Source organism: Streptomyces sp. NBC_01506, assembly GCF_045040295.1.
In the GTDB taxonomy this organism is placed as follows: Bacteria; Actinomycetota; Actinomycetes; order Streptomycetales; family Streptomycetaceae; genus Streptomyces.
Genome location: NZ_CP109422.1, coordinates 8,014,660 through 8,035,863, shown reverse-complemented (window position 1 = coordinate 8,035,863; position 21,204 = coordinate 8,014,660). Strand labels below are relative to the sequence as shown.

The following is a 21,204-nucleotide window of genomic DNA, read 5'->3' as shown; positions in this document are numbered from 1 at the left end:
AGAGCGGAACAACCAGTCGGAATAAGACCGGCCGTTCACAGCGTCCTCGCTGTGTTTCTATCAAAGGAACCTCAACCCAATCCACAGAATGTGGACGAGGTCGGGGTATCAACATATCTGGCGTTGACTTTTGGCACGCTGTTGAGTTCTCAAGGAACGGACGCTTCCTTCGACCCCGTCTCCGGGCCCTCCGGGCTTTCCCTTCGGTCTTACGTTTCAAACAGTATCAGGCCTTTTCGCCTTCCCTGACCACTACCTTCCGCAGGCATGCGAAAGCCGTAATCCGAGAGAGTTTCTGACTTGATGGGTGCTGCCGACCGACGACTCGAAGTCGCGTAAGGGTCAGGCAGGGGTACGACAGTACATGCCGCCCCGGCGGGCAGGCAAATCGTTTTCAGGGCCTCGCGGGGCCACCGACTGGCAGCTCTCGGGCGGAACCGTCACTTCATATGACTTACGCTTCTGAACGGTACGTCGTCCATGACAGGTAGTGACGGCGGCAGACGAATCTCCGCCCCCTGGGAGGCTCCCTATGACCAGCGTGACGTCCCCACTTGCTGGACGCGTCATCGGACTCGCGGCTGTGCCGGACCCGGTGTTCTCCGGTGCGATGGTCGGGCCCGGTACCGCGATCGACCCCGTGCGTGAGCCGTCCGAGGCCGTCTCGCCCATCGACGGCACCGTCGTCTCCCTGCATCCGCACGCTTTCGTCGTCCTCGACTCCGAGGGTCACGGCGTGCTGACACATCTGGGCATCGACACCGTCCAGCTCAACGGCGCGGGGTTTGACCTGCTCGTCGGTAAGGGGGACACCGTGACGCGCGGTCAGGCCGTCGTGCGGTGGAACCCCGCCGACGTCGAGGCCGCCGGGAAGTCCCCGGTGTGCCCGGTGGTGGCGCTGGACGCGGGCGCCGATGCGCTGTCCGATGTCGTGCGGGACGGCGAAGTGAAGGCCGGCGACGCGCTCTTCGGCTGGCAGTGACCTCCGCGACATAGTCGGCACGGCCGTCGGCCGTCATGACCGGCGGTCCAGTTCATCAACCGCGGCGATCCGGTCGGTCGCCGCACAACCGGAGACGGGTGCGATGCAGACAACGCTGCGAGGCGTCGGCGTCAGCCACGGCGTGGCTATCGGCGAGGTTCGGCACATGGGAACGGCGGTTCTGGAGCCGCCGGCCAAGCAGATCCCGACCGAGGAGGCCGGGCGCGAACAGGGGCGGGCCCGCCAGGCCGTCGAGGCCGTGGCCGCGGACCTGATCGCTCGGGGCAATCTGGCCGGCGGCGATGCGCAGGGGGTGCTCGAGGCGCAGGCCATGATGGCTCAGGACCCGGAGCTCATGTCCGACGTGGAGCGGCGTATCGCCGTCGGGAGTACGGCGGAACGGGGCGTGTACGACGCTTTCGCGTCGTACCGGGCCCTGCTCGCGAACGCCGGGGAGTATCTGGCGGGACGGGTCGCCGACCTGGACGACGTGCGGAACCGGATCGTGGCGCGGCTGCTCGGGGTGCCGATGCCCGGTGTGCCGGACAGCGACGAGCCGTACGTACTGATCGCCCGTGATCTGGCTCCCGCCGACACGGCGCTGCTGGATCCGACACTCGTGCTCGGATTCGTGACCGAGGAGGGCGGGCCGACCAGTCACAGCGCGATTCTCGCGCGCCAGTTGGGTGTGCCCGCCGTGGTGGCGCTGCCCGGTGCCGGTGAGCTGGCCGAGGGCACGATGGTCGCGGTCGACGGCAGCACCGGTGAGGTCTTCGTCGAGCCGAGCGCTGCGAGGCGGGCGGAGCTGGAGGAGTCGGCCGCGGCGCGGCGGGCCGCGCTGGCCGCCTCCTCCGGGCCGGGTGCTACCTCCGACGGGCACAAGGTGCCGCTGCTGGCGAACGTCGGCGGTCCCGCCGATGTGCCGGCGGCCGTCGAGGCGGGCGCCGAGGGTGTGGGGCTGTTCCGTACCGAGTTCCTGTTCCTCGACGACAGCAAGCAGGCGCCGTCGGAGGAGAAGCAGGTCGAGGTGTACCGGCAGGTGCTCGAGGCGTTCCCCGAAGGCCGGGTGGTCGTACGGGTGTTGGACGCGGGCGCCGACAAACCGCTCGATTTCCTGACGCCGGCCGACGAGCCGAATCCGGCGTTGGGTGTGCGTGGGCTGCGGAGTCTGCTTGAGCACCCGGATGTGCTGCGGACGCAGCTCACCGCGCTGTCCAAGGCCGCCGAAGGTCTGCCGGTGTATCTGGAGGTCATGGCGCCGATGGTGGCCGACCGCACCGATGCCAAGGCGTTCGCCGACGCGTGCCGCGAGGCGGGGCTCAACGCCAAGTTCGGGGCGATGGTGGAGATTCCGTCGGCCGCTCTGCGGGCGCGCTCGGTTCTTCAGGAGGTCGAGTTCCTTTCGCTGGGGACCAACGATCTCGCGCAGTACACCTTCGCCGCCGACCGGCAGGTGGGCGCGGTGTCGCGTTGGCAGGACCCCTGGCAGCCCGCGCTGCTCGATCTGGTGGCGATGGCTGCCGACGCGGCCGGCCACGAGGGCAAGAGCTGCGGTGTGTGTGGTGAGGCGGCCTCCGATCCGCTGCTGGCGTGTGTGCTCACCGGGCTGGGTGTGACGTCGCTGTCGATGGGCGCCGCGTCGATCCCTTACGTACGGGCGACGTTGGCCAAGTACTCCCTCGCGCAGTGCGAGCGTGCCGCGTCCGCCGCGCGCGCGGCGGACACCGCCGAGGGGGCGAGGTCGGCCGCTCAGGCGGTGCTGTCCGGCGAGTGACCTCTGGGGCCGGTGGCTCGACCGGTCCCCTTCCGTAGGAGCTTCCCGTCGCGGCGCGGCGGGAAGCTCCTCGCGTTCAGCGGTGGATGTCCATGTCCTCGATGCCGAGGTCGAACCCCGCGCGATACTCCACCCCCGATTCTGGGGAGAGTGGTTCGCCCGTGTCGGCGTCGGTGCAGTACGCGCTGAAGACCTCGCCCTCGCTGAGCGGTGTGAGGGTGCTGTTCCTCAGCCGCCAACCGTGGAGCCGGTCCGGGGCGCCGGGTCCGGTCGTGCGGAGAACGACTCCTCCGGATCCGTCGAGCGCGATGCCCGCGGCGAGGACGGTGACGAACTCCGCGCTCTCGGTCGCGTCGAGCCGGGCGGGCCCGGTGTCGGGCCGTTCCACATGGAGGGCCGCGAGGAGTTGTTCGTCCGGTGTCGGGACGCTGCACACGAGGTGATGCGTGCCCGGTCCGGCCCGCTCGATCAGATGGGTCAGGAGCCTTGAGGCGCGGTCGAACGAGGCGCGGCCGATGTCCACTCCGCAGTCGGCGCACTCCCCGAGGTCGGCGAGGACCATCGTCGCGTACTCCCAAGTGGCCTTGCGGACGGCGGTGTCGATGAGCTGCGGGACGAGTTGCCCGAGGGGCTGTCCGGTGTACGGCACGACGGCGCCGCCCGTCGCCGCGATGCGTGCGGTGAACCGGCCCCGGCTGGCCTCGGCGTCCGGGTCGAGCGCGGTCTGCGCGCAGTACTCGGCGAACTCCTCCGGGTCGAACAGCGCGACGGATGTGTGCGCTCCCTCGGTGGCGAGGGAGCGGAGCAGTCCGTCGATCTGCCGCAGATAGCGCTGGTGGTCGTCGAAGGTGAAGGTGCGGTAGCGGCGCATGGCGGCGAAATCCTGCTCGTCGGCGAGCAGGCCGACGGTGCAGGGCACTTCGCGGCGCAGCGCGCGCCGTTCGCTCCGCGCGCGCCGCGACGTACCCACCGGGCCGGTCCGTCGGGCAGTCCTGTCGTGCGTACGGTTGGTCTTCCTACGGTTGATGTGTGTCATGACTCCCCCTGAGCACTGTCGATCTCTGCTCACTCAGAGTAATCGGGGGGTCTGACAACGGCGGTCAGGAGCGGTGAGCGCGCCGCTCCTGGGCCAAGGACTCGTAGAAGTGGAGCAGTTCGAGATTGTCGACGGATCCGGGATTGACGGCCTTGGTCAGCTCCGTGCCCTGGAGCAGGCGCTTCACCGGGACCTCGATCCGCTTGCCGGTGAGTGTGTGGGGAACGGCCGGGACCTCGATGATCGTGTCCGGGACGTGGCGCGGCGAGAGTTCCTGGCGGATGGTCGTCTTGATCCGGGCGCGCAGGGTGTCGTCGAGTACGGCGCCTTCGGCGAGATGGACGAACAGCGGCATCCAGTAGCCGCCGTCCGGTTCCTCGAGGCCGATGACCAGGGATTCGCGGATCTCGGGGAGGCGTTCCACGGCTTCGTAGATGTCGGCCGAGCCCATCCGTACGCCTTGGCGGTTGAGGGTCGAGTCCGACCGGCCGTGGATGACGACCGAGCCGCGGTCGGTGAGGGTGATCCAGTCTCCGTGGCGCCAGACGCCGGGGTACATGTCGAAGTAACTGTCGTGGTAGCGGCTGCCGTCCGGGTCGTTCCAGAACCTGACGGGCATCGACGGCATGGGGTTGGTGATGACGAGTTCGCCGACCTCGTCGATGACGGGTTCACCCTGCGGGTCCCATGCCTGGAGGTCGGTGCCGAGGCAGGCGGCCTGGAGTTCGCCGATGTGGACGGGGAGGGTGGGGACGGCTCCGGCGAAGCAGGTGCACACGTCGGTGCCGCCGCTGACGGAGGCGATCCACAGGTCGTCGGCGACCTCGTCGTGGAGCCAGCGGAAGCCGTCGGGGGGCAGGGGCGATCCGGTGGTGGCGACGCAGGCGATCTTGGACAGGTCGTGGTCGCGGGCGGGGTGTACGTACGCCTTGCGGCAGGCCATCACGTACGCGGCCGAGGTGCCGAAGAGGGTGGCTCCGGTCTGTTCGGCGATGCCCCACTGGGCTCCGGTGTCGGGGTAGCCGGGGCTGCCGTCGTACAGGACGATCGTCGTCCCCGTGAGCAGGCCGGAGACGAGGAAGTTCCACATCATCCAGCCGGTGGAGGTGTACCAGAAGAAGCGGTCGCCGGGGCCGAGGTCGCAGTGGAGACCGATCTGCTTGAAGTGTTCGAGGAGGATGCCGCCCTGCGACTGGACGATGGCCTTGGGCAGACCGGTGGTGCCGGAGGAGTACAGGACCCACAGGGGGTGGGCGAACGGGACCTGTTCGAAGACCGGTTCGGTGTCGGCGGAGGTGAGGGCGGACCAGTCGAGGGCGCCTTCGGGGGCCGGGGTGCCGAGGAGTGGCACATGGATGACGGCGCGCAGGGTGGGCAGTTCGGCGCGGAGTTCGGCGACGGTCGCCGTGCGGTCGTGTTCCTTGCCGCCGTAGCGGTAGCCGTCGACGGCGAACAGGACGACGGGCTCGACCTGCTGGAAGCGGTCCAGGACGCTGCGGGCGCCGAAGTCGGGGGCGCAGGAGGTCCAGACGGCACCGACGGCGGCGCTGGCGAGGAAGGCGACGACGGCCTGCGGGACGTTGGGCAGATAGCCGCTGACGCGGTCGCCGGGCCGTACGCCGACGGCGCGCAGTTCGGCGGCGAGTGAGCCGACCTGGCTGCGCAGCTCCGCCCAACTGAGGGGCGTCGGTCCGTGTGTCTCGTCCACGGACAGGAGCGCGGGTTCGTCGGCGCGCGCCGGGTCCTCGGCGGTGCGCAGGGCGTGCTCGGCGTAGTTGAGGGTGGCGCCGGGGAACCACTCGGCGCCGGGCATGGCGCGCGAGCCGAGCACGCGTTCGTACGGGGTGGAGAACCGTACGTCGAACCAGTCGGCGACCGCCGTCCAGAACGTGTCGAGCTCCGTGACCGACCAGCGGTGCAGCGCAGCGTAGCCGCCTTCGGCGGGGGCGCCGTACCGTTCGGCCGCCCACGCCTGGAACCTGGTCACGTGCGCCGCCGCGATCCGGTCGGCGTCCGGCTGCCACAGGGGCGCTGGGCTGGCTGCTGAGGTCATTCGGGGGCTCCCGGGCTTGCTCGACGCGTGGTGTGCGTGGGGCGCGCGCACTGGTGTGGCACAGGTGTGGAGGTGCGCCCCGGCTCTCACGGACGATGCCATGTGATCGTCTTTCGCACCAGACATGCCCTGCCGAGTGCCCGGGAGGGCCCCTGCGGCGACATGTGGCCGCACCACGGGTGAACGGGAGTTGAACGCGGCCCGGTCGGTCTCCGCCGGGTGGCAGGCTGAGCAGCATGAACGGTCGTGAGCTGCTGCGCTCGATGAAGGATGCCGGTTCCGTACGGGGAATGCGGACGGTGCGGTCGGCCTGGCGTCGGCACCGTACGGACGAGCGTGATCTGCCGGCGCGGGGCGCGGAGCGGGCCAGGGTGCCCGGACCGGTCAGTGGTGCGGAGCCGTTGGCGGGCGGTGGGATCGTGCGGTTCGCGCGGGCCGAGCTACGGGTGTGGGTGGCGGTCGGCGGCGCCGTGTTCTGGGGCTGGGACGGCGACGGTCCTTCGCCGTCGTACGCGCTGGCGGGCGATCCGCCCGAGCCGGATCCGCGGGCCCAGCTCGAGCCCGACAAGGACGGCGGCTGGCGGGTGGTGTCGGAGCGGGTGACGGTGGCGGTCTCCCGGCACGGCGGTGTGGAGGTGGCGACGCCGGGGGGTTTGGTGCTGCGCCGTGAGCTGCCGCCGCGCTGGTGGGAGCCGGTGGACGGGGGCGGGCCCGCGCGGTGGGCGCAGCGGACCGAAGTGGCCGCCGACGCGCGGTTCTTCGGGCTCGGCGGGCGGGCGTCGGGGCCGCGGCTGCGCGACGGCGTGTACCGGCTGTGGAACACCGATCCGCGCGGCGGCTTCGGCCCCGGTGACGATCCGCTGTACATCACGATGCCGGTGCAGTTGGTGGTGGCGGACGCGGGCACGCACCTCGCCTTCTACGACAACGCGTGGGACGGGCGCGTGACTCTTAAAGAGGGTGAGGAGGGCGCGGGCTCCGGTCATGACCGGCCGGGCACCTCCGAGGTGCGGATGGACGGTGGTCCGCTGCGCTGCTGGGTGCTGCTCGGCACGCCCGCGCGGGTGCTGCACGGCTGGACGGCGCTGACGGGGGTGCCCGCGCTGCCTCCTTCGTGGGCGCTGGGGCCGCAACACGCGCGGTGGGGTTTCGGCAGTGCGCGGGAGGTACGGCGGATCGTGGCCGGCTACCGCGAGCGCGGGCTGCCGCTGTCCGCGCTGCATCTCGACATCGATCACTACGACGGGCACCAGGTGTTCACCGTGGACCGGCGGAACTTCCCCGATCTGCCCGCTCTCGCCAAGGAGTTGCGGGCCGAGGGGGTGCGGCTGGTGTCGATCGTGGATCCGGCGGTGAAGGCGGCGCCGGGGAACGAGACGTACGACAGTGGCGCTGCGGCCGGTGCGTTCGTGCGGGACGCGCGCGGTGGCGACGTACGGGGCGAGGTCTGGCCCGGTGAGTGCGTCTATCCGGATTTCACCGATCCGGCGGTGCGCGAGTGGTGGGGCGCTCTGTACGAGGAGCGGCTGGCGCAGGGTTTCTCGGGAGTCTGGCACGACATGAACGAGCCGGTGTCGTTCGCGCCGTTCGGGGACATGACGCTGCCCCGGTCGGCCAGGCACGCGCTCGACGGGCGTGGTGGCGATCATCGCAAGGCCCACAACGTGTACGGACTGACGATGGCGATGGCCGGGTACGAGGGGCTGCGGCAACTGCGGCCGGACGAGCGGCCCTTCCTGTTCTCGCGTTCGGGGTGGGCGGGGATGCAGCGGTACGGCGGCACCTGGTCGGGCGACGTGGAGACCGGTTGGCCGGGGCTACGCGCGTCGCTCGCCCTGGTGCTGGGGCTGGGGCTGTGCGGGGTGCCGTACTCGGGTCCGGACGTGGGCGGCTTCACCGGGAGTCCGTCGCCCGAGCTGTATCTGCGGTGGTATCAACTGGGCGCCTATCTCCCCCTGTTCCGTACGCACGCGGCGATCGACGCGGGGCGCAGGGAGCCGTGGGAGTTCGGTGCCGACGTGCTGGGCCACGCGCGGGCGGCGCTCCTGGAGCGGGAGCGGCTGGGGCCGTACTTCATGACGCTGGCCCAGTTGGCGCGGCTGACGGGCGCGCCGTACGCCCGTCCGGTGTGGTGGGGCGCGCCGGAGGACCGGGCGCTGCGGGACTGTGAGGACGCGTTCCTGCTCGGGGACTCGCTGCTGGTGGCGCCGGTGCTGGAGGCCGGTACGGACCGGCGCGCGGTGCGGCTGCCGCGCGGGCGCTGGTACGACACGGCGACCGGGGCGGCGTACGAGGGGCCCGGTCAGGTCCTGCTGGACGCGCCGGCGTCCCGGATCCCGGTGCTGGCGCGGGCGGGCGCGGTGATTCCGGTCCGGTCCTGGGCGGGCGCCGACGGGGCGGCCGGGGGTGTCGCGGATGCCGCAGGTGTCGAGCTGGAGGTGTGGCCTCCGGCGCCGGGGCGTACAGGTGGCGGGCTGGTGGTGCGGGACGCCGGGGACGGGTGGGCGTATCCGGAGGTGGAGCGGTACACGTCGCGGCTGGTGGGCGGCGAGGTGGTGGTGGAGCGGGTGACGGACGACGGGGTGGTGCCCCCGGAACTGCCGGTGCGGGTACGGGGTCGGGGCGCCGGGTCGGCGGTCGGGTAAGGCGCGGCGCGGGAGGCGGTCGGGCGGGGCCGGAGGGGTCAGACGGGGCGTGCGGGAGGTTCCGGGGCTGCCGGGGCTGCCGGGGCGCTGTCGTACCGGCCGGCGAACCAGGACCGTACCGCCCGCGTGTGCAGCGGGAACGCCAGCTCGGCCGGGGCTCGCAGCAGATGCCAGCCGGTCGTCTCGTCGGTCGCCACGGACGCGGGCAGTTCGGCGGCGGGGCGTTCCGGCAGCAGCGCGAAGATCAGCAGGTGGCCGTCCGGCGAGCTCATGGCGTCGGCCAGCCGTACGTCCCGCTCGGCGGCCTCGATGCCGGTTTCCTCGCGCAACTCGCGTACGGCGGCGTGCCGCCAGTCCTCGGCGTGGTCGATGAAGCCGCCGGGGAGGGCGACCTGGCCGCGCCGGGGTTCGATCGTGCGGGTGATGACGACGAGTGCGGTACCCCGGTCGTCGGTCACGGGCAGCAGGGTGACCGCGACCGGGAGGGGGTTGCGGTAGGCGGTGGCGCCGCAGACACGGCAGGTGCGGGGCCAGTCGGCGGCTGCCGGGTACGGCGCGCCGCAGCTTGTGCAGTGCGAGTCCTTCACGAAGTGGTTCTTGGGGTCGGCCACGCGCGGACTGTAGCCGATCACTCTTTCCCACGGGCCGTGGAACTGATAGACGGTGTGTCCATGACACGACTCGCTTCCGCACTCCGCGCGCTGGCCGCCACGGCGGCCACCCTGCTCGCCGTGACCGCCGCAGCCCCGGGGGCGTCCGGCGCGACCGGGACGTCAGGATCGGCCGAAACGGCAGGAACCATCGGGGCCGCCGACACCTCCGGCGTGGGCAGCGGCTCCCCGACCGCCGGGCCCACGGCGCCCGAGCAGTTCGTGGCGCTGCGGGCCGTGGCGCCGACGATCATCCATGACATCCGCTACATCACCCCGCACAACTTCATGGGCGAGCCCGTCGACGGCTACCAACAGCCGCTGTGCATCCTCACGCGCCCGGCCGCGCAGGCGCTCCAGCGGGCGCAGTGGAAGCTGCTGCGGCAGGGCTACTCGCTCAAGGTGTACGACTGCTACCGCCCGCAGCGGGCGGTCGACCACTTCGTTCGCTGGGCGAAGGACCTGGAGGACGAGCGGATGAAGCCAGAGTTCTATCCGCAAGTCGACAAGTCGAGACTGTTCACGGACGGTTACATCGCCGAGAAGTCCGGGCACAGCCGTGGCAGCACGGTGGACCTGACGATCGTCGAACTGCCGGCCAAGCCGACCCGGCCGTATGTGCCCGGCGAGAAGCTGGTCCCCTGCTACGCGCCGCAAGGTGAGCGGTTCCGGGACAACTCCGTCGACATGGGCACCGGTTACGACTGCTTCGACACGCTCTCGCACACCGACGATCCGCGCGTGCGGGGTGAGCAGCGGGCGAACAGGCAGCTCCTGAAGAACACGCTCGCCGATGTCGGATTCACCAACCTCCCTGAGGAGTGGTGGCACTTCACCCACAAGCCGGAGGTCTTCCCCGACACCTACTTCGACTTCCCGGTGTCCTGGCGCTCGGTCGTCGGCCACTGACCCCCGAGGGCGGTCGGCCGGGACCACCCCCGTGGGCTCCGGCCGGACCGCTCTCTACTCTCGGACGCGCGAAGCCCGTTTCCGGTTCTCCTCCTGCCCGTTCCGGGTTTCAGGCGGAGCCGTTACGGTGCCCGTATGGCATCGCGGACACCGGCGACATACCAGTCGTACGACGAATTCTGGCCCTACTACGTGGCGATGCACTCCCGCGCGGCCACGCGTTGGGTGCATCTGACGGGGACTCTGACCGGCCTGGCCGTCAGCGTCTACGGGCTGGCGCGCGGCCGGAAGCGGTACGCGGCGGCGCTGCCGCTGATCGGGTACGGAACGGCCTGGCCCGCGCATTTCCTCATCGAGAAGAACAATCCCGCGAGCTTCGGACACCCGGCATGGTCGCTGCGCGGCGACGTGCAGATGATCCGGATGATGCTGGCGGGGCGCGATGCCGAGCTGGCCGAGATCGCCGCGAAGTGGCTCGCCGAGAACCGCTGAGAGCCGCCGAGAACCGCTGAAGACCGCTGGGAAACGTTGAGAAGCGTTGAGGCGTCGCACCGGTGAGGCACCGGTGCGACGCCTGCGGACACGTCGTGTCCGCGCGTGCGGGAGGGCTGGTGCGGGCGGTAGTCGGAGCCGTACACCTCGGATCTCACGGTCCGTACCCCTGTCGGTGGGGGTACGGACCGTGTTCCGTCCGGGCGGTCGGCCGGCGGCCCGTCAGGTGGTGACGGCGGGTTCGCGCTGTTCGCGGGCGCGGATCATCGCGTGTTCCACAACGGCGACCAGGACGTCCTTGGCGGACTCGCGGCGGCGCGCGTCGCACATCAGCAGCGGCACCTCCGGGTCGAGATCGAGCGCCGCACGGACTGTCTCGGCGGGGAAACGGGCCGCGTCCTCGAAGCAGTTGACGGCGACGGCGAAGGGGATGTCCCGTCGCTCGAAGTAGTCGACCGCCGCGAAGGAGTCCTCCAGCCGCCGGGTGTCGGCGAGCACGACCGCGCCGAGCGCGCCCTGGGCCAACTCGTCCCACAGGAACCAGAAGCGGTCCTGGCCCGGCGTACCGAAGAGGTAGAGCACGAGGTCGTCCCGGAGCGTGATGCGCCCGAAGTCCATGGCGACCGTGGTGGTGGTCTTGCCCTCGATGCCCGCGATGTCGTCCACGGGCCGGCCCGCCTCGGTCAGCAACTCCTCGGTGCGCAGCGGCTTGATCTCGCTCACCGCGCCCACGAAGGTGGTTTTGCCCACCCCGAAGCCGCCTGCCACCAGGATCTTCAGAGTCACCGGCTCGATCGGCCGCTGTCCACGGCTAGAGCGCCCGAAGACCATTGATCACCTCGCGGAGAATGTTCACGTCCGGCAGCTCGGCCGGTGGAACGGGACGGGTTACGTGCACCAGTTCGCTCTCGACCAGATCTCCCACGAAGACTCTGACCACCCCTACGGGGAGGTCGAGGCCCGCGGCGAGTTCCGCGATCGACTGGGGGCCGGCTCTGCAGAGTTCGACTATCTCCACATGCTCGGGAGACAGTGTCCGGTCGCCGACGGGTTCGTCGGCGGCGGACGCCGGGATGACGATGGCGATCAGATCGAGCCGGTGCCGGGTCGCGCTGCTGGTCCGGCCGCGTGTCATGGCGTACGGGCGCACCACCGGGCCGGCGTCTTTGTCGAACCAGTGCTTCGGATCCTCGCCTGCTTGACTCATGACATTCAGCTCACCCGGTGGCGGGCTGTCCGGTGGACTGTCCGGCGCGTGGTGCGGCACCGAGGTGGACGCCCACGCGCTTGACCATGAGCGTCATCTCGTAGGCCACCTGGCCGACGTCGGAGTCGGAGTCGGAGAGCACGGCGAGGCAACTGCCGTCGCCCGCCGCCGTGACGAACAGGAAGGCGTCGTCCAGCTCCACGACGGTCTGGCGGACCTTGCCCGCCTCGAAGTGCCTGCCGACGCCCTTGGCGAGGCTGTGGAAGCCGGAGGCGACGGCGGCGAGATGTTCGCCGTCCTCGCGGGTGAGTTCCTTGGACGTTCCCGTGGCGAGGCCGTCCCCGGAGAGGACTATCGCCTTACGGATGCTGCCGACCCGTTCCACCAGCTCGTCCAGGAGCCAGTTGAGGTCGCCCGGCACGGATCCGCGGCGGGTGGAATCGGATGCTGCGGCTTTCGGTGCGGTCATCGACCGTCCCCCTCCGGTGTCGTTCCTGTGGTGTCGCCGGGGCCGTTGATGTCAGCGGTGCCGTCGGTGCCATCGGTGTTGTGGGTGCCTTTGAAGTCTTGGAAGACGCGGGTGTCTTGGGTGTCTTGGGTGTCTTCGGCGGTGTTCTGCTGACGGCCACGCTGCCAGCCCCTTTGAAGGGACGCCATACGGTTGCGGACTTCGTCCGCGTCGCGCTCGTAGTCCCGTTCCGTCGCGTCGGCCGGCGGCGTCTCGACGTCTTCGCGTACGGCGTCCTTGAGCTGGGGCGCGAGGCTGGCCTGCCGCACGCGCCGCGGGAGGCCGCCGAGAGGGGCGCTGCCGAACGGGGCGGGAGAGCGGTTCTCGTCGGGCGTCACGCCGGCTCCCTCGGGTGTGGGCGTCACGAGGCGTGAGGCGGGAGCAGGTGCGGGCGCGGAGGCGGGGGCGGGACCGGTCGCGGGATCGGTCGGCGACGGCTCCGTCGCCGGGTGGGCGCCGCCCCTCTCGTCCAGGCGCCGTCCGTGATCGGCGACCAGCTTCGGGGTCTTGCGGCTGCGGCGGGGCAACTGCGCCGGGAAGCCGAGCGCGTCGGCGGCGTCGCGGCCGGGACGGCCGTCCCGGCCCTGCGGGCCGTCGGGGTCCGCGGCCTGACGGTGCTGCTCGTGGACGTCCCCGGCGCCGGGACCGCGCGGTCCGCGCGGCTGACCCGCCTCGCGCACCTCGCGCCCGCGCGTGCCGCGGCCGGTGTCACGCAGGTGCTCACGGGCGCGGAAGATTCCGCCGCGCTCGCTCTCCGTGTCGTCCAGGTCGCCGCTGCCGAGATCACCGAGATCACCGCTGCGGTCACCGAGATCGCCACGGTCGGTCGCCGCGTCGCCGTTGTCGTCACGGGCGGGCCGTTCCTCGAACTCCCCGCCGGTGAGCGGTGGTTCGAGTTCGATGGGCCCATCGAGCACGGAGCGGCTGCCGCTGAGTCCGGTGGGCACCTGCGACAGCGAGGCCAGCCTGCCGTCGGCACGCCCACGGCCGTTGTCGGCCGCGAGGTTCTGCCGGTCGAGCCGGAATCCGGTGCCCTGTGTCTCGGGCGCCTCGGTGAGCAGCGCCGCCGGCAGGAACACGATCGCGGTCGTGCCTCCGTACGGAGAAGGCTGGAGCGAGACCCGGACGTTCTGCCGCTGCGCGAGCCGGCTGACGACGAAGAGGCCGAGGCGGTCGGTGTCGGAAAGCTCGAACTCGGGTGTCTCCGCGAGCCGCAGATTCGCGTCGAGGAGGTCGTCGGAGTTCATGCCGAGGCCGCGGTCGTGGATCTCCAGGGTGAATCCGTTGGCGACGCGTTCGCCGTGGACCTGTACCGCCGTGTGCGGGGGCGAGAACACCGTGGCGTTCTCCAGCAGTTCGGCGACGAGGTGGGTGAGGTCGGCGACGGCGGGGCCGCCGACACCGATCCGCGGCAGCCTGCGGACCTCGACGCGCTCGTAGTCCTCGACCTCGGCCACGGCGGCCCGTACGACGTCCATGAGCTGGACCGGCTTGCGCCACTGGCGGGACGGCGCGGCTCCGGAGAGGATCACCAGGCCCTCGGCGTGGCGCCGCATACGGGTCGTCAGGTGGTCGAGGCGGAACAGGTCGGCGAGTTCGTCGGTGTCCTCCGTACGGCGCTCCATGGTGTCCAGGAGCGTGAGCTGGCGGTGCAGCAGGACCTGGTTGCGGCGGGCGAGGTTGACGAACACCTCGGAGACTCCGTGGCGCAACTCGGCCTGTTTCACGGCTGCTTCGACGGCGGCGCGCTGGAGCGTGTTGAGCGCCTGGCCGACCTGGCCCAGCTCGTCGCGCTCGTAGTCCAGTCGCGGGGCTTCCGTCTCGACGTCGACCTGCTCGCCCGCCGCGAGGCGTCGCATGACGCTCGGCAGCCGGACGCCGGACACTTCGTGCGCCTCCTTACGGAGGCCGGACAGGTCGCGGATGAGGCTGCGGCCGACGCGTATGGAGACGATGAGCGAGACGAGCAGTGCGAGGAAGCCGAGGACGCCGGCGACTCCGGCCAGTACGAGGACGTTGAACCCGGCCGGCTCGACCCGGTCCTGGTAGCGCTCGTCGGCCGCCTCGCTCTCGCGGGCGAGGCTGTCGAGGACCGGATCGGACGTCTCCTGCCAGCGGGCGGCGTCCACCGACACCGGGTCCTTGCCCGGACCGGCGGCGATGAGCTGTTCCTCCGCCTCCCGGAGCGGCTGGGTGCCGGGGCCGCCCCAGTACTGCTCGAAGATCTCGCGCTCCGAGGCGGGCAGGACGTCGAGGTTGGTCTCGTAGAGCAGCGTGCGGTTGGCCACGAGGTCGGAGACCAGACGGATCTCGTCCGATGTGGTGCGACGGGTGATGAGCGCGGAGACGACCAGCGCGTCCTCACGGGAGAGCATCTCCTGGGCGCGGTCGACACCGACCAGTGCGCGGGCCTGCCTGTCCAGATCCACGTCCTGAAGGGCGTGCAGCGACGACAAGAAGCTCTGGCAGGGGTCGACGAGTCGGTTGTAGAAGTCGAGCGCCTGGCCGCGGGTGACGGTGCTCTTCTCGACGGAGCGGCGCAGCGCGCCGAGGCCGTCGAGCGCGTCGGTGAGCGACGTCAGCCGTGCGGAGGTGGTCTCGCTCATCTGGTCGCGGACCGACGGGTTCTCGGCGTTCGCCTTGATCTTGGTGACGGCCCGGTCGGTGGCCGCGCGTGTTCGGCGCAGTTCGGCCAGGGAGTCGGAGTTACGGGGGTCGGCCAGATAGATCAGGGTCTGGCGGCGTTCCCGCTGGACGACCTGGACCGTGTTCTCCACCGGGTCGCCGACCTTGTCGATGATGTAGGCGACGTCGAGGAGTTGGTTGGCCTCGCGGCCGGTGAGTGTGGTGGCGAATGCCCACAGGGCCGTGAGGGAGACGAGCGGCACAAGCAGCAACGCCACGATCTTCCGGCGGATGGACTTCCCGCGAAAGCGCATGGCCTCCCCCAGCTCGACCTTCCACCCGATGTGGAAGGCGTCTTCGTCAGAATCGACAACCTCGTCAACAAACGGCGCGAGCCTACTACTGCCACACCGACAACTCGAAGGCATGTCCGGGCAATTTTCGGCCCAAACCAGGCGAGTTGATCACGAGTTGTCCTGGTATTCACGGAGATGACTTTCGCCGCTGTCGCGCACAGTACCTGGCGGGACGTCACTTTTCGCAATCGATCAGATGGCCGGATCTGTGCGTGCGCGGGAATCTTCCTGATCTGTCGCTCGTCTATGTGTATGGGTACTGACGTACGGAAGTACCGGCTCAGGGCGGGGAATTCGGAGCGAGGGACGGGGCGGGCGGTGGGCGCTGCGGCGCCGCTCATCGCACATTCGGTGTCATGGTTCGCGTGAAGCGGCCTGGGCCGGGCAGTCACCCTGATGTCGGACAGTGGTGGGGAGTTACGGTCCATGAATACGAAGTCGGACACGGATACGGCGAAGAAGGCGGGCAAGGGGACCCAGGCACGCGCGGCGGGGCGCGAGGACCGGGAGTCGGACGGTCGGGCGCCGGCTGAGGTCGAAGTCGAGGTCGAGCTGCCCGCCCCGCGCGGTACGGGCCTCTCGCGGCGGCTGTGGGTGGAGGAGCCCGCGATACGGCGCCGGATGCCCGACCCGGTGCGTACGGCGGCGGTGCGGGCCGTGATCATCGCGTCGCTGACGCTGATGCAGGCGATGGTGGCGTTCTTCTCCACGCTCGCGGGCTCGTGGCTCGCCTTCCCCATGGTGCTGAGCAGCGTGGGGAGCACGGTCGTGGCGACGTGGGGGGTGCTGGACGTATGGGTGACGCGTCAGGTGTGGAATCAGCGCCATGGCGTGGTGTCGGTGCCGAGCAGTACGGCACGGCAGTTGCGCAGGGAGCGCCGCCGGGCGAGGCGTACGGCGCGCGCGGCGGAGCGTGACGGCGCGCGGATACGACGCCGGGGCGCCGGCCGGCTCTCCGAAGCCTGAACGCGATTCATCGAGCGCCGGCGGCCGTCGAGGACCGAGTGGTCACTCTGTCATTCGATCACTCGGTCTGTGAGCGGGGCGGCCGGCACCTCGTCGGCCGCCGTCGTGGCCGCCGTCGTGGCGGCTGCCGCTGCCGCCTGGGAGCGTTTGAACATACGCGTCGCCGTGATCTCGCCGTGCACCGTCTCACCGTCCGGGTCCTGTTGGGGAAGTCCCGGCCGCAGATGCTCCTCGACGCTGATGTATTTGAGGCCCGCCCGCAGGTCCGCGTCGTTGCGCAGCCGGATCACCAGAGGGAATTCGGCCAGTGCTGTCGTGTCGAAAAGGCCGGTCGTGTAGAGGAGTTGGACGCCGAGCGCGTCCGAGACGGCGCGCTGGAGCTCCAGCAGGTACGTGGCGTTGGCGCGGCCGATCGGATTGTCGAGGAAGAGTGTGCCGGCGTGCCGGTGCTTGTCACGGCCCCGGTCGTTGCTGCGCAGCGCGGCCATCGTGCAGTACAGGGCGATCGCGGCGGTGAGCAGTTGGCCGCCGGAGAAGACGTCGCCCATCTGCCCGACCGGGACCCGCTCGGCGCGCAGCACGGCGTCCGGTTTCAGGATCTCGACGGCGATGCCCTTGGGCTGGAGGGCGGCCTGGACGCCGCGCAGCAGCAGGGACATGCCGTCCCTGCGCAGGTCGGAGTTCTTCTTGAGGGCGGCGCGGGTCGCCTCGTCGATGACCTCGCCGAGCCGTTCGGTGAGGGTCGCCTGGTCGGGTTCCTCGAAGCGGATCCGGAGGAATTCCTGGCCGGACCACTCCCCCAGCCCTTCGGGCAGCCGGGAGAGCCGCTGCGCCGAGCGCAGGGTCGTGAGCGCGGATTCCACCAGCCCGCGCAGCCGGTCCACGATGGAGTCGCGGTTGCGTTCCAACTGCTCCAACTCGTCGGTGAGCACCCGCAGTCGGGGTGCGAAGGCGCCGGCCCACTTCGCGGCGTGGTCGGGCAGCGCGGCGGCGGGCAGTTCGCGGATCTGCTGGCGGGCGGGGGTGCGTACCTGCTCGTAGCGGGTGGAGTTGGCGTGCCGTACGAGAATGTCGCTCGCTTCCCGGACGGCGGCCTCGGCGGCGGACAGCTCCGTGGCACAGGCGCGCAGCGAGCGGCGGGTCTCGGCGGCGGCGTTGCGGGCCTCTTCGATCGTTCCGGGGTAGGGCTCGGGCGCTTCCGGTGCCTCGTCGGTGTCCTCGTAGGCCGAGCCCCTGAGCAGATCGCCCAGGAGGGCCGCCGTCTCCTCGAAGCCGCCTGTCGCGTCCTCCGCCGTGCGGTGGGCGTGCAGCAGCTCGCTGTGCGCGGCGCGGGCGGTGTCCAACGCGTCGGTGCGCGTGGCGAGTTCGTTGGTGGCGGTGCGCAGCAGGGCCTGGGCCTGTTCCACCTCGGTGGGGACCTGGCTCTCGGGCAGGTCGGTGTGCGACTCGCCCTCGGCGGGTGCGAGCCGCTCGGCCTCGCCGCGCAGTCGGCCCAGTTGCTCGCTGGCGGCGGACGCGCGTGACTCCAGCATCTGGACGAGCGATTCGGCGCGGGCCGCCGCGGCCTGCCGGGACGGCCCGTCGGCGCCGTCCGTGCTCTGGAGGAGCTGGGCGGCGCGGGTACGGACCTTGTTGCTGAGCCGGTCCAGTTCGGCCAGGGCCGCGCCCTCGTCGCTCTCGGCGTGGGCCTGTTCGGCGCGGAGGTCGGCGCCGACGCCGACCTTCTCGTACAACTGCGAGGCGGCGCGGTATGCCTCGCGCAGCGCGGGAAGGGCGGTGCGCGGGGTGTCCGGGTCGGGCTCGGGCAGATTTTCGGGCGCGCCGGCGATCTCGGCGCGTTCGGCCCGCAGCGCACGGGCCGTACGGCGGGCGTCGTCGGCGGCGCGCTGGGCGGCGCGGCGGTCCTCGTCGGCGGCGCGGGCCCGGTCGAGGCAGACCGTGGCGCGGGCCTCGGCCTCGGTGGCGTCGTCGGCCAGCGCGCGGAGCTTGACCTGCCAGCCGGCCCGCTCCCGCAGCCGGAAGGCGAGGCCGGACAGTGCGTCGGCGACGCGGCGGGCTCGCTGGGCGGCCTCCTGGCGTTCGTCGCGTACCCGCGCGGTGTCGGCTGCGGCCTCGTCCGCCTCGGTGCGGACCGTGCGGGCCTCGGCGAGTTCGGCCCCGGCGGTCCGCGCCACGTCGTCGGCCGCGCGCGCGGTCTCGGCGAGTTCGGTGAGTCTGCCGGGCGCGCAGGTGGCCCGCCAGGAGCCGAGGCGCGCGGCGATGGCCCGGTCGGCGGAGAGCCGGGCCGACAGGGTGCGGATCTCCTCGTCGCGTGCGGTCGACTTGGTGCGCAGGGACTGCCGTTCGGCGTCGGCGGCGTGTTCGTCGTGCATCGCCGGGTTGGGCGGGACGAGGAAGACGCCGGTGTCCTCGCCGCCGGTCGTGGCGCCGTGCGGGCCGGGGCCCGGTACCGGTGCGAGCAGCGCCGCGGCCGTACCGACGGCGACGGCCGAGCGCGGCAGGAGGGCGGCGCCGGCGAGGACTTCGCGGGCCCGTGCGTGCGAGGCGGGTTCGGTGATGATGACGCCGTCGACCAGTTCGGGCCGGGCGGCGAGGACCGCCGCGTGGTCGGCGGGGTCGACGGCCTGGGCCAGATAGCGCCAGCCGGGGAGGGCCGGGATGCCGTGTTCGCCGAGATGTTCGACGGTGGCCAGCACATCGGGGCCCGGCGGCAGCAGTCCGCCGTCGCCGAGTGCGCCGAGGATGCGGGAGTCGTCGGCGGCGGCCGTACGCAGGTCGAAAAGCTGGCGCTCGGCGGCGGCGACGCCCTGGTCGAGGAGTTCGCGCAGTTCGTCGGCGTACCGGTCCAACTCCTCGGCGGTGAGGGGGCCTTGAGCGCTGGGGTGGGGCGCGGTGGCGCCGCGTGGCCCGGTGGTGTGCGGGTGGGTGCCGTGGGGGCCGGTGGCCGAGTCGTCCGTCCGGGACAGTTGGCCCACGGCCGTCCCGCCGCCGGTGCCGTCCCGGCGCTTCGTACCTGTCGAGCCTCCTGAGCCCGCTGAGCCCGGCTCTGAGGCGGTGCCGGTCCCCGCGTCCGCCGCAGGGCCGGTCGGGCCGTCCGAGCCGCCCTGGGCGGCGCTGCGGGGCCCTGGGACGCCCGCTCGTGGTGGCGCGCCGGGCAGGCCGAGCAGTTCGGTGAGGCGTTCCTCCTCGGCGATGGACTCGGCGGTACGGCGCTCCGCCTCGTACTCGTGCTCGGCGGCGCGGGCGGCGTCGACCGCGCGGGCCTCGGCCAGTTCGGCGCGGGATTCGGCGCCCGCCGCTTCCCTGGCCCGCTCCGCCGCCGCGCGCGCGGCCTCTCGGGCGGTGTCCCAGGCGGCGACCGCGGCCTTCTCCGCGTCGCTCGCGGCGAGCGCGGCGCGTGCCGGGTCGGCGTCGGGCGCCGTGTCGTCGAGCCAGCCGGCCCGTACCGCCTCGGCGGTCTCCTGTTCGACCTCGGTCAGCCGCTGGCGCAGATGACCGGTCTCGCTGCGGGCACGCTGCGCCTCGGTGGCCGCCGCTGTGGCGTCGCGGTGCGCGGTCTCGCCGACCTCCTGGAGCGCGGCGGAGCGCTCCTCCTCCTCGTTGGCCAGGCTCTCGCCGTCGGCGGCGGCGCCGTGCAGCGCGCGGACGAGGTCGGCGGCGGCGGTGGCGCGGGCGGCCAGGGCGGGCGCGGCGTCGCGTTCGGCCTCGCGGATCGCGACGGCGACGCGCGCCGAGCGGTCGGCGGCGGCGCGGTGCCGCAGGACGTTCTCGGCGGCCTGCCAGGCGGAGTGGAGTGTACGGGCGTCGCCCAGCTCCCGCCGTTGGGCCGCGGCGGACTTCTCGGCGACGGTGAGGGCCAGGGAGGCGTGCCGGTAGGCGAGTTCGGCGGCGATGAGCGCGCTGCGGCCACGGGCCCGGTCGGCTTCGGTGACGGTGTGGGCCGCGGCGGTGACCTGCTGGGCGAGGTCGCCGACGCGGCCTCGTTCCACGGCGGCGCGGGCGGTGAGCCTGCGGGCGAGTGTGCGGGTACGGCGCTCGGCGGCGGCGTGGATGTCGCGGGCCCGGGACCGCGAGTCGGCGGCCTCCACGATGCGGCCGAGCAGGTCGACGGAGCCCGCCGTGAAATCCCGCTCGGCGGTCAGCTCGGCCCGCCGGCCCAGTTTGTTGCCGAAGCCGCCGACGAGGTCGGCGAGCCCGTCGGTGTCGCGGGTGTCGGTGACGGCGCGCAGCAGCAGATCGGTGAAGTCGGAGTCCTTCTTCACCGCGAAGAGGCCGGCGGCCTCGCCTTCGTCGGCGTTCATCTCCCGCTGGTAGCGGAACAGTTCGGGGTCGAGGCCCAGATCGCCGAGATGTTCGATCCAGCGGTCGTGGATCTCCTCCCAGACCACGTCGAGGTGCGGATACGCCTTGCCCGCCTCGGTGATGGCGTCCCGGAACCCCTTCATGGTGCGGCGGCGGCCCCGCGCGCCGGAGACGCCTTCCGCGGGCCGCCGGACGGCGGTCGACTCGGCGACCGGCAGCGAGTCGAGGCTGAGCCCGGGGCCCGGCCGGAAGGAGTACCAGCCCTCGGCGAACTTGCGCGGGTCGTTGGAGACCTGACGGCCGCGCCACTCGCTGGCCTTGCCGACCACGACCAGTTCGCCGGTGAGGGTGTGCTGCCATTCGAGGGCGACATGGCCGCAGTCGTCGGCGAGCAGGAACTTGCGCAGCACGCCGGAGCTGGCGCCGCCGAGGGTGTTGCGGTGGCCGGGGAGCATGACCGAGAAGATCAGCTTGAGCAGGACGGACTTGCCGCCGCCGTTCTCCAGGAAGAGCACACCGGCCGGGGCCGGGCGGCGGGGCGGTCCGACCGGCTCCTCCTCGAAGAACTCCGCCTGGGTGGGGGCGGGGTGGGGCACCGGCTCGCCGACTCCGCGCAGGTCGAGCACGGTGTCGGCGTAGCGCGCACCGGCAGGCCCGATGGAGTAGAGGCGGACCCGGGACAGCTCGTACATGGCGGCG

The 21,204-nt window shown here is 71.8% G+C and carries 14 protein-coding genes; 6 read left to right on the top strand and 8 right to left on the bottom strand.

What is annotated here, in order from left to right; genetic code table 11:
- The first annotated feature begins 532 nt into the window (after positions 1 to 532).
- On the top strand, positions 533 to 982 hold the full coding sequence (locus OG329_RS36070) for a PTS glucose transporter subunit IIA (protein WP_405800859.1): 450 nt from the start codon (positions 533 to 535) through the stop codon (positions 980 to 982).
- Positions 983 to 1,085: 103 nt separating this feature from the next.
- Positions 1,086 to 2,756, top strand: coding sequence for a phosphoenolpyruvate--protein phosphotransferase (ptsP, locus tag OG329_RS36065; RefSeq protein ID WP_405800857.1), 1,671 nt, complete (start codon positions 1,086 to 1,088; stop codon positions 2,754 to 2,756).
- A 76-nt stretch (positions 2,757 to 2,832) separates the two neighbouring features.
- Here ptsP and OG329_RS36060 read toward each other — a convergent pair whose 3' ends face one another.
- Complete coding sequence (locus tag OG329_RS36060; protein WP_405800856.1) at positions 2,833 to 3,792, bottom strand: hypothetical protein; 960 nt, start codon at positions 3,790 to 3,792, stop codon at positions 2,833 to 2,835.
- 64 nt (positions 3,793 to 3,856) lie between these two features.
- Complete coding sequence (locus OG329_RS36055; RefSeq protein ID WP_405800855.1) at positions 3,857 to 5,845, bottom strand: acetoacetate--CoA ligase; 1,989 nt, start codon at positions 5,843 to 5,845, stop codon at positions 3,857 to 3,859.
- Positions 5,846 to 6,081: 236 nt separating this feature from the next.
- On the opposite strand from OG329_RS36055, the gene OG329_RS36050 reads away from it, so the two are divergent.
- Positions 6,082 to 8,490 (top strand): glycoside hydrolase family 31 protein, encoded by a 2,409-nt coding sequence (locus OG329_RS36050; RefSeq protein WP_405800853.1) that lies wholly within the window; start codon positions 6,082 to 6,084, stop codon positions 8,488 to 8,490.
- Positions 8,491 to 8,528: 38 nt separating this feature from the next.
- Here the strand turns inward: OG329_RS36050 and OG329_RS36045 are convergent, their stop codons facing one another.
- A complete protein-coding gene (locus OG329_RS36045) occupies positions 8,529 to 9,101 on the bottom strand; it encodes an NUDIX domain-containing protein (protein WP_405800851.1) in 573 nt (190 codons plus the stop codon).
- 60 nt (positions 9,102 to 9,161) lie between these two features.
- Between OG329_RS36045 and OG329_RS36040 the strand changes: the two genes are divergently transcribed.
- Both OG329_RS36040 and OG329_RS36035 read left to right on the top strand, forming a co-directional pair.
- Complete coding sequence (locus tag OG329_RS36040) at positions 9,162 to 10,049, top strand: M15 family metallopeptidase (protein ID WP_405800850.1); 888 nt, start codon at positions 9,162 to 9,164, stop codon at positions 10,047 to 10,049.
- Between the two features lie 135 nt (positions 10,050 to 10,184).
- Positions 10,185 to 10,541, top strand: coding sequence for an Mpo1-like protein (locus OG329_RS36035; RefSeq protein ID WP_405800849.1), 357 nt, complete (start codon positions 10,185 to 10,187; stop codon positions 10,539 to 10,541).
- 222 nt (positions 10,542 to 10,763) lie between these two features.
- On the opposite strand, the gene OG329_RS36030 is transcribed toward OG329_RS36035, so the two are convergent.
- From OG329_RS36030 to OG329_RS36015, 4 genes are read right to left on the bottom strand one after another with little or no spacing between them, the layout of a single operon-like run.
- Positions 10,764 to 11,372, bottom strand: coding sequence for a GTP-binding protein (locus OG329_RS36030; RefSeq protein ID WP_405800847.1), 609 nt, complete (start codon positions 11,370 to 11,372; stop codon positions 10,764 to 10,766).
- Positions 11,353 to 11,748 (bottom strand): DUF742 domain-containing protein, encoded by a 396-nt coding sequence (locus tag OG329_RS36025; RefSeq protein WP_405800846.1) that lies wholly within the window; start codon positions 11,746 to 11,748, stop codon positions 11,353 to 11,355. Before OG329_RS36025 ends, OG329_RS36030 begins: the two co-directional genes overlap by 20 nt.
- A gap of 10 nt (positions 11,749 to 11,758) precedes the next feature.
- Positions 11,759 to 12,217 carry a roadblock/LC7 domain-containing protein gene (locus tag OG329_RS36020; protein ID WP_405800844.1) on the bottom strand — a complete coding sequence of 153 codons (459 nt, stop codon included), beginning with the start codon at positions 12,215 to 12,217 and terminating at the stop codon, positions 11,759 to 11,761.
- Entirely contained in the window at positions 12,214 to 15,195 is a 2,982-nt protein-coding gene (locus OG329_RS36015; RefSeq protein WP_405800843.1) for a nitrate- and nitrite sensing domain-containing protein, read from the bottom strand. Before OG329_RS36015 ends, OG329_RS36020 begins: the two co-directional genes overlap by 4 nt.
- 468 nt (positions 15,196 to 15,663) lie before the next feature.
- Here OG329_RS36015 and OG329_RS36010 point away from each other — a divergent pair, with 468 nt between their 5' ends.
- On the top strand, positions 15,664 to 16,203 hold the full coding sequence (locus OG329_RS36010) for a hypothetical protein (protein WP_405800841.1): 540 nt from the start codon (positions 15,664 to 15,666) through the stop codon (positions 16,201 to 16,203).
- 50 nt (positions 16,204 to 16,253) lie between these two features.
- On the opposite strand, the gene OG329_RS36005 is transcribed toward OG329_RS36010, so the two are convergent.
- Positions 16,254 to 21,197 (bottom strand): hypothetical protein, encoded by a 4,944-nt coding sequence (locus OG329_RS36005; protein ID WP_405800840.1) that lies wholly within the window; start codon positions 21,195 to 21,197, stop codon positions 16,254 to 16,256.
- Positions 21,198 to 21,204 lie beyond the last annotated feature (7 nt).

Excerpts from the sequence above, each read along its gene's own strand:
- OG329_RS36050 (WP_405800853.1), top strand. The coding sequence starts at position 6,082 with ATGAACGGTCGTGAGCTGCTGCGCTCGATGAAGGATGCCGGTTCCGTA.
- OG329_RS36055 (WP_405800855.1), bottom strand. The coding sequence starts at position 5,845 with ATGACCTCAGCAGCCAGCCCAGCGCCCCTGTGGCAGCCGGACGCCGAC.
- OG329_RS36040 (WP_405800850.1), top strand. The coding sequence starts at position 9,162 with ATGACACGACTCGCTTCCGCACTCCGCGCGCTGGCCGCCACGGCGGCC.
- ptsP (WP_405800857.1), top strand. The coding sequence starts at position 1,086 with ATGCAGACAACGCTGCGAGGCGTCGGCGTCAGCCACGGCGTGGCTATC.
- OG329_RS36025 (WP_405800846.1), bottom strand. The coding sequence starts at position 11,748 with ATGAGTCAAGCAGGCGAGGATCCGAAGCACTGGTTCGACAAAGACGCC.
- OG329_RS36020 (WP_405800844.1), bottom strand. The coding sequence starts at position 12,217 with ATGACCGCACCGAAAGCCGCAGCATCCGATTCCACCCGCCGCGGATCC.
- OG329_RS36070 (WP_405800859.1), top strand. The coding sequence starts at position 533 with ATGACCAGCGTGACGTCCCCACTTGCTGGACGCGTCATCGGACTCGCG.
- OG329_RS36035 (WP_405800849.1), top strand. The coding sequence starts at position 10,185 with ATGGCATCGCGGACACCGGCGACATACCAGTCGTACGACGAATTCTGG.
- OG329_RS36060 (WP_405800856.1), bottom strand. The coding sequence starts at position 3,792 with ATGACACACATCAACCGTAGGAAGACCAACCGTACGCACGACAGGACT.
- OG329_RS36030 (WP_405800847.1), bottom strand. The coding sequence starts at position 11,372 with ATGGTCTTCGGGCGCTCTAGCCGTGGACAGCGGCCGATCGAGCCGGTG.
- OG329_RS36010 (WP_405800841.1), top strand. The coding sequence starts at position 15,664 with ATGAATACGAAGTCGGACACGGATACGGCGAAGAAGGCGGGCAAGGGG.
- OG329_RS36015 (WP_405800843.1), bottom strand. The coding sequence starts at position 15,195 with ATGCGCTTTCGCGGGAAGTCCATCCGCCGGAAGATCGTGGCGTTGCTG.
- OG329_RS36005 (WP_405800840.1), bottom strand. The coding sequence starts at position 21,197 with ATGTACGAGCTGTCCCGGGTCCGCCTCTACTCCATCGGGCCTGCCGGT.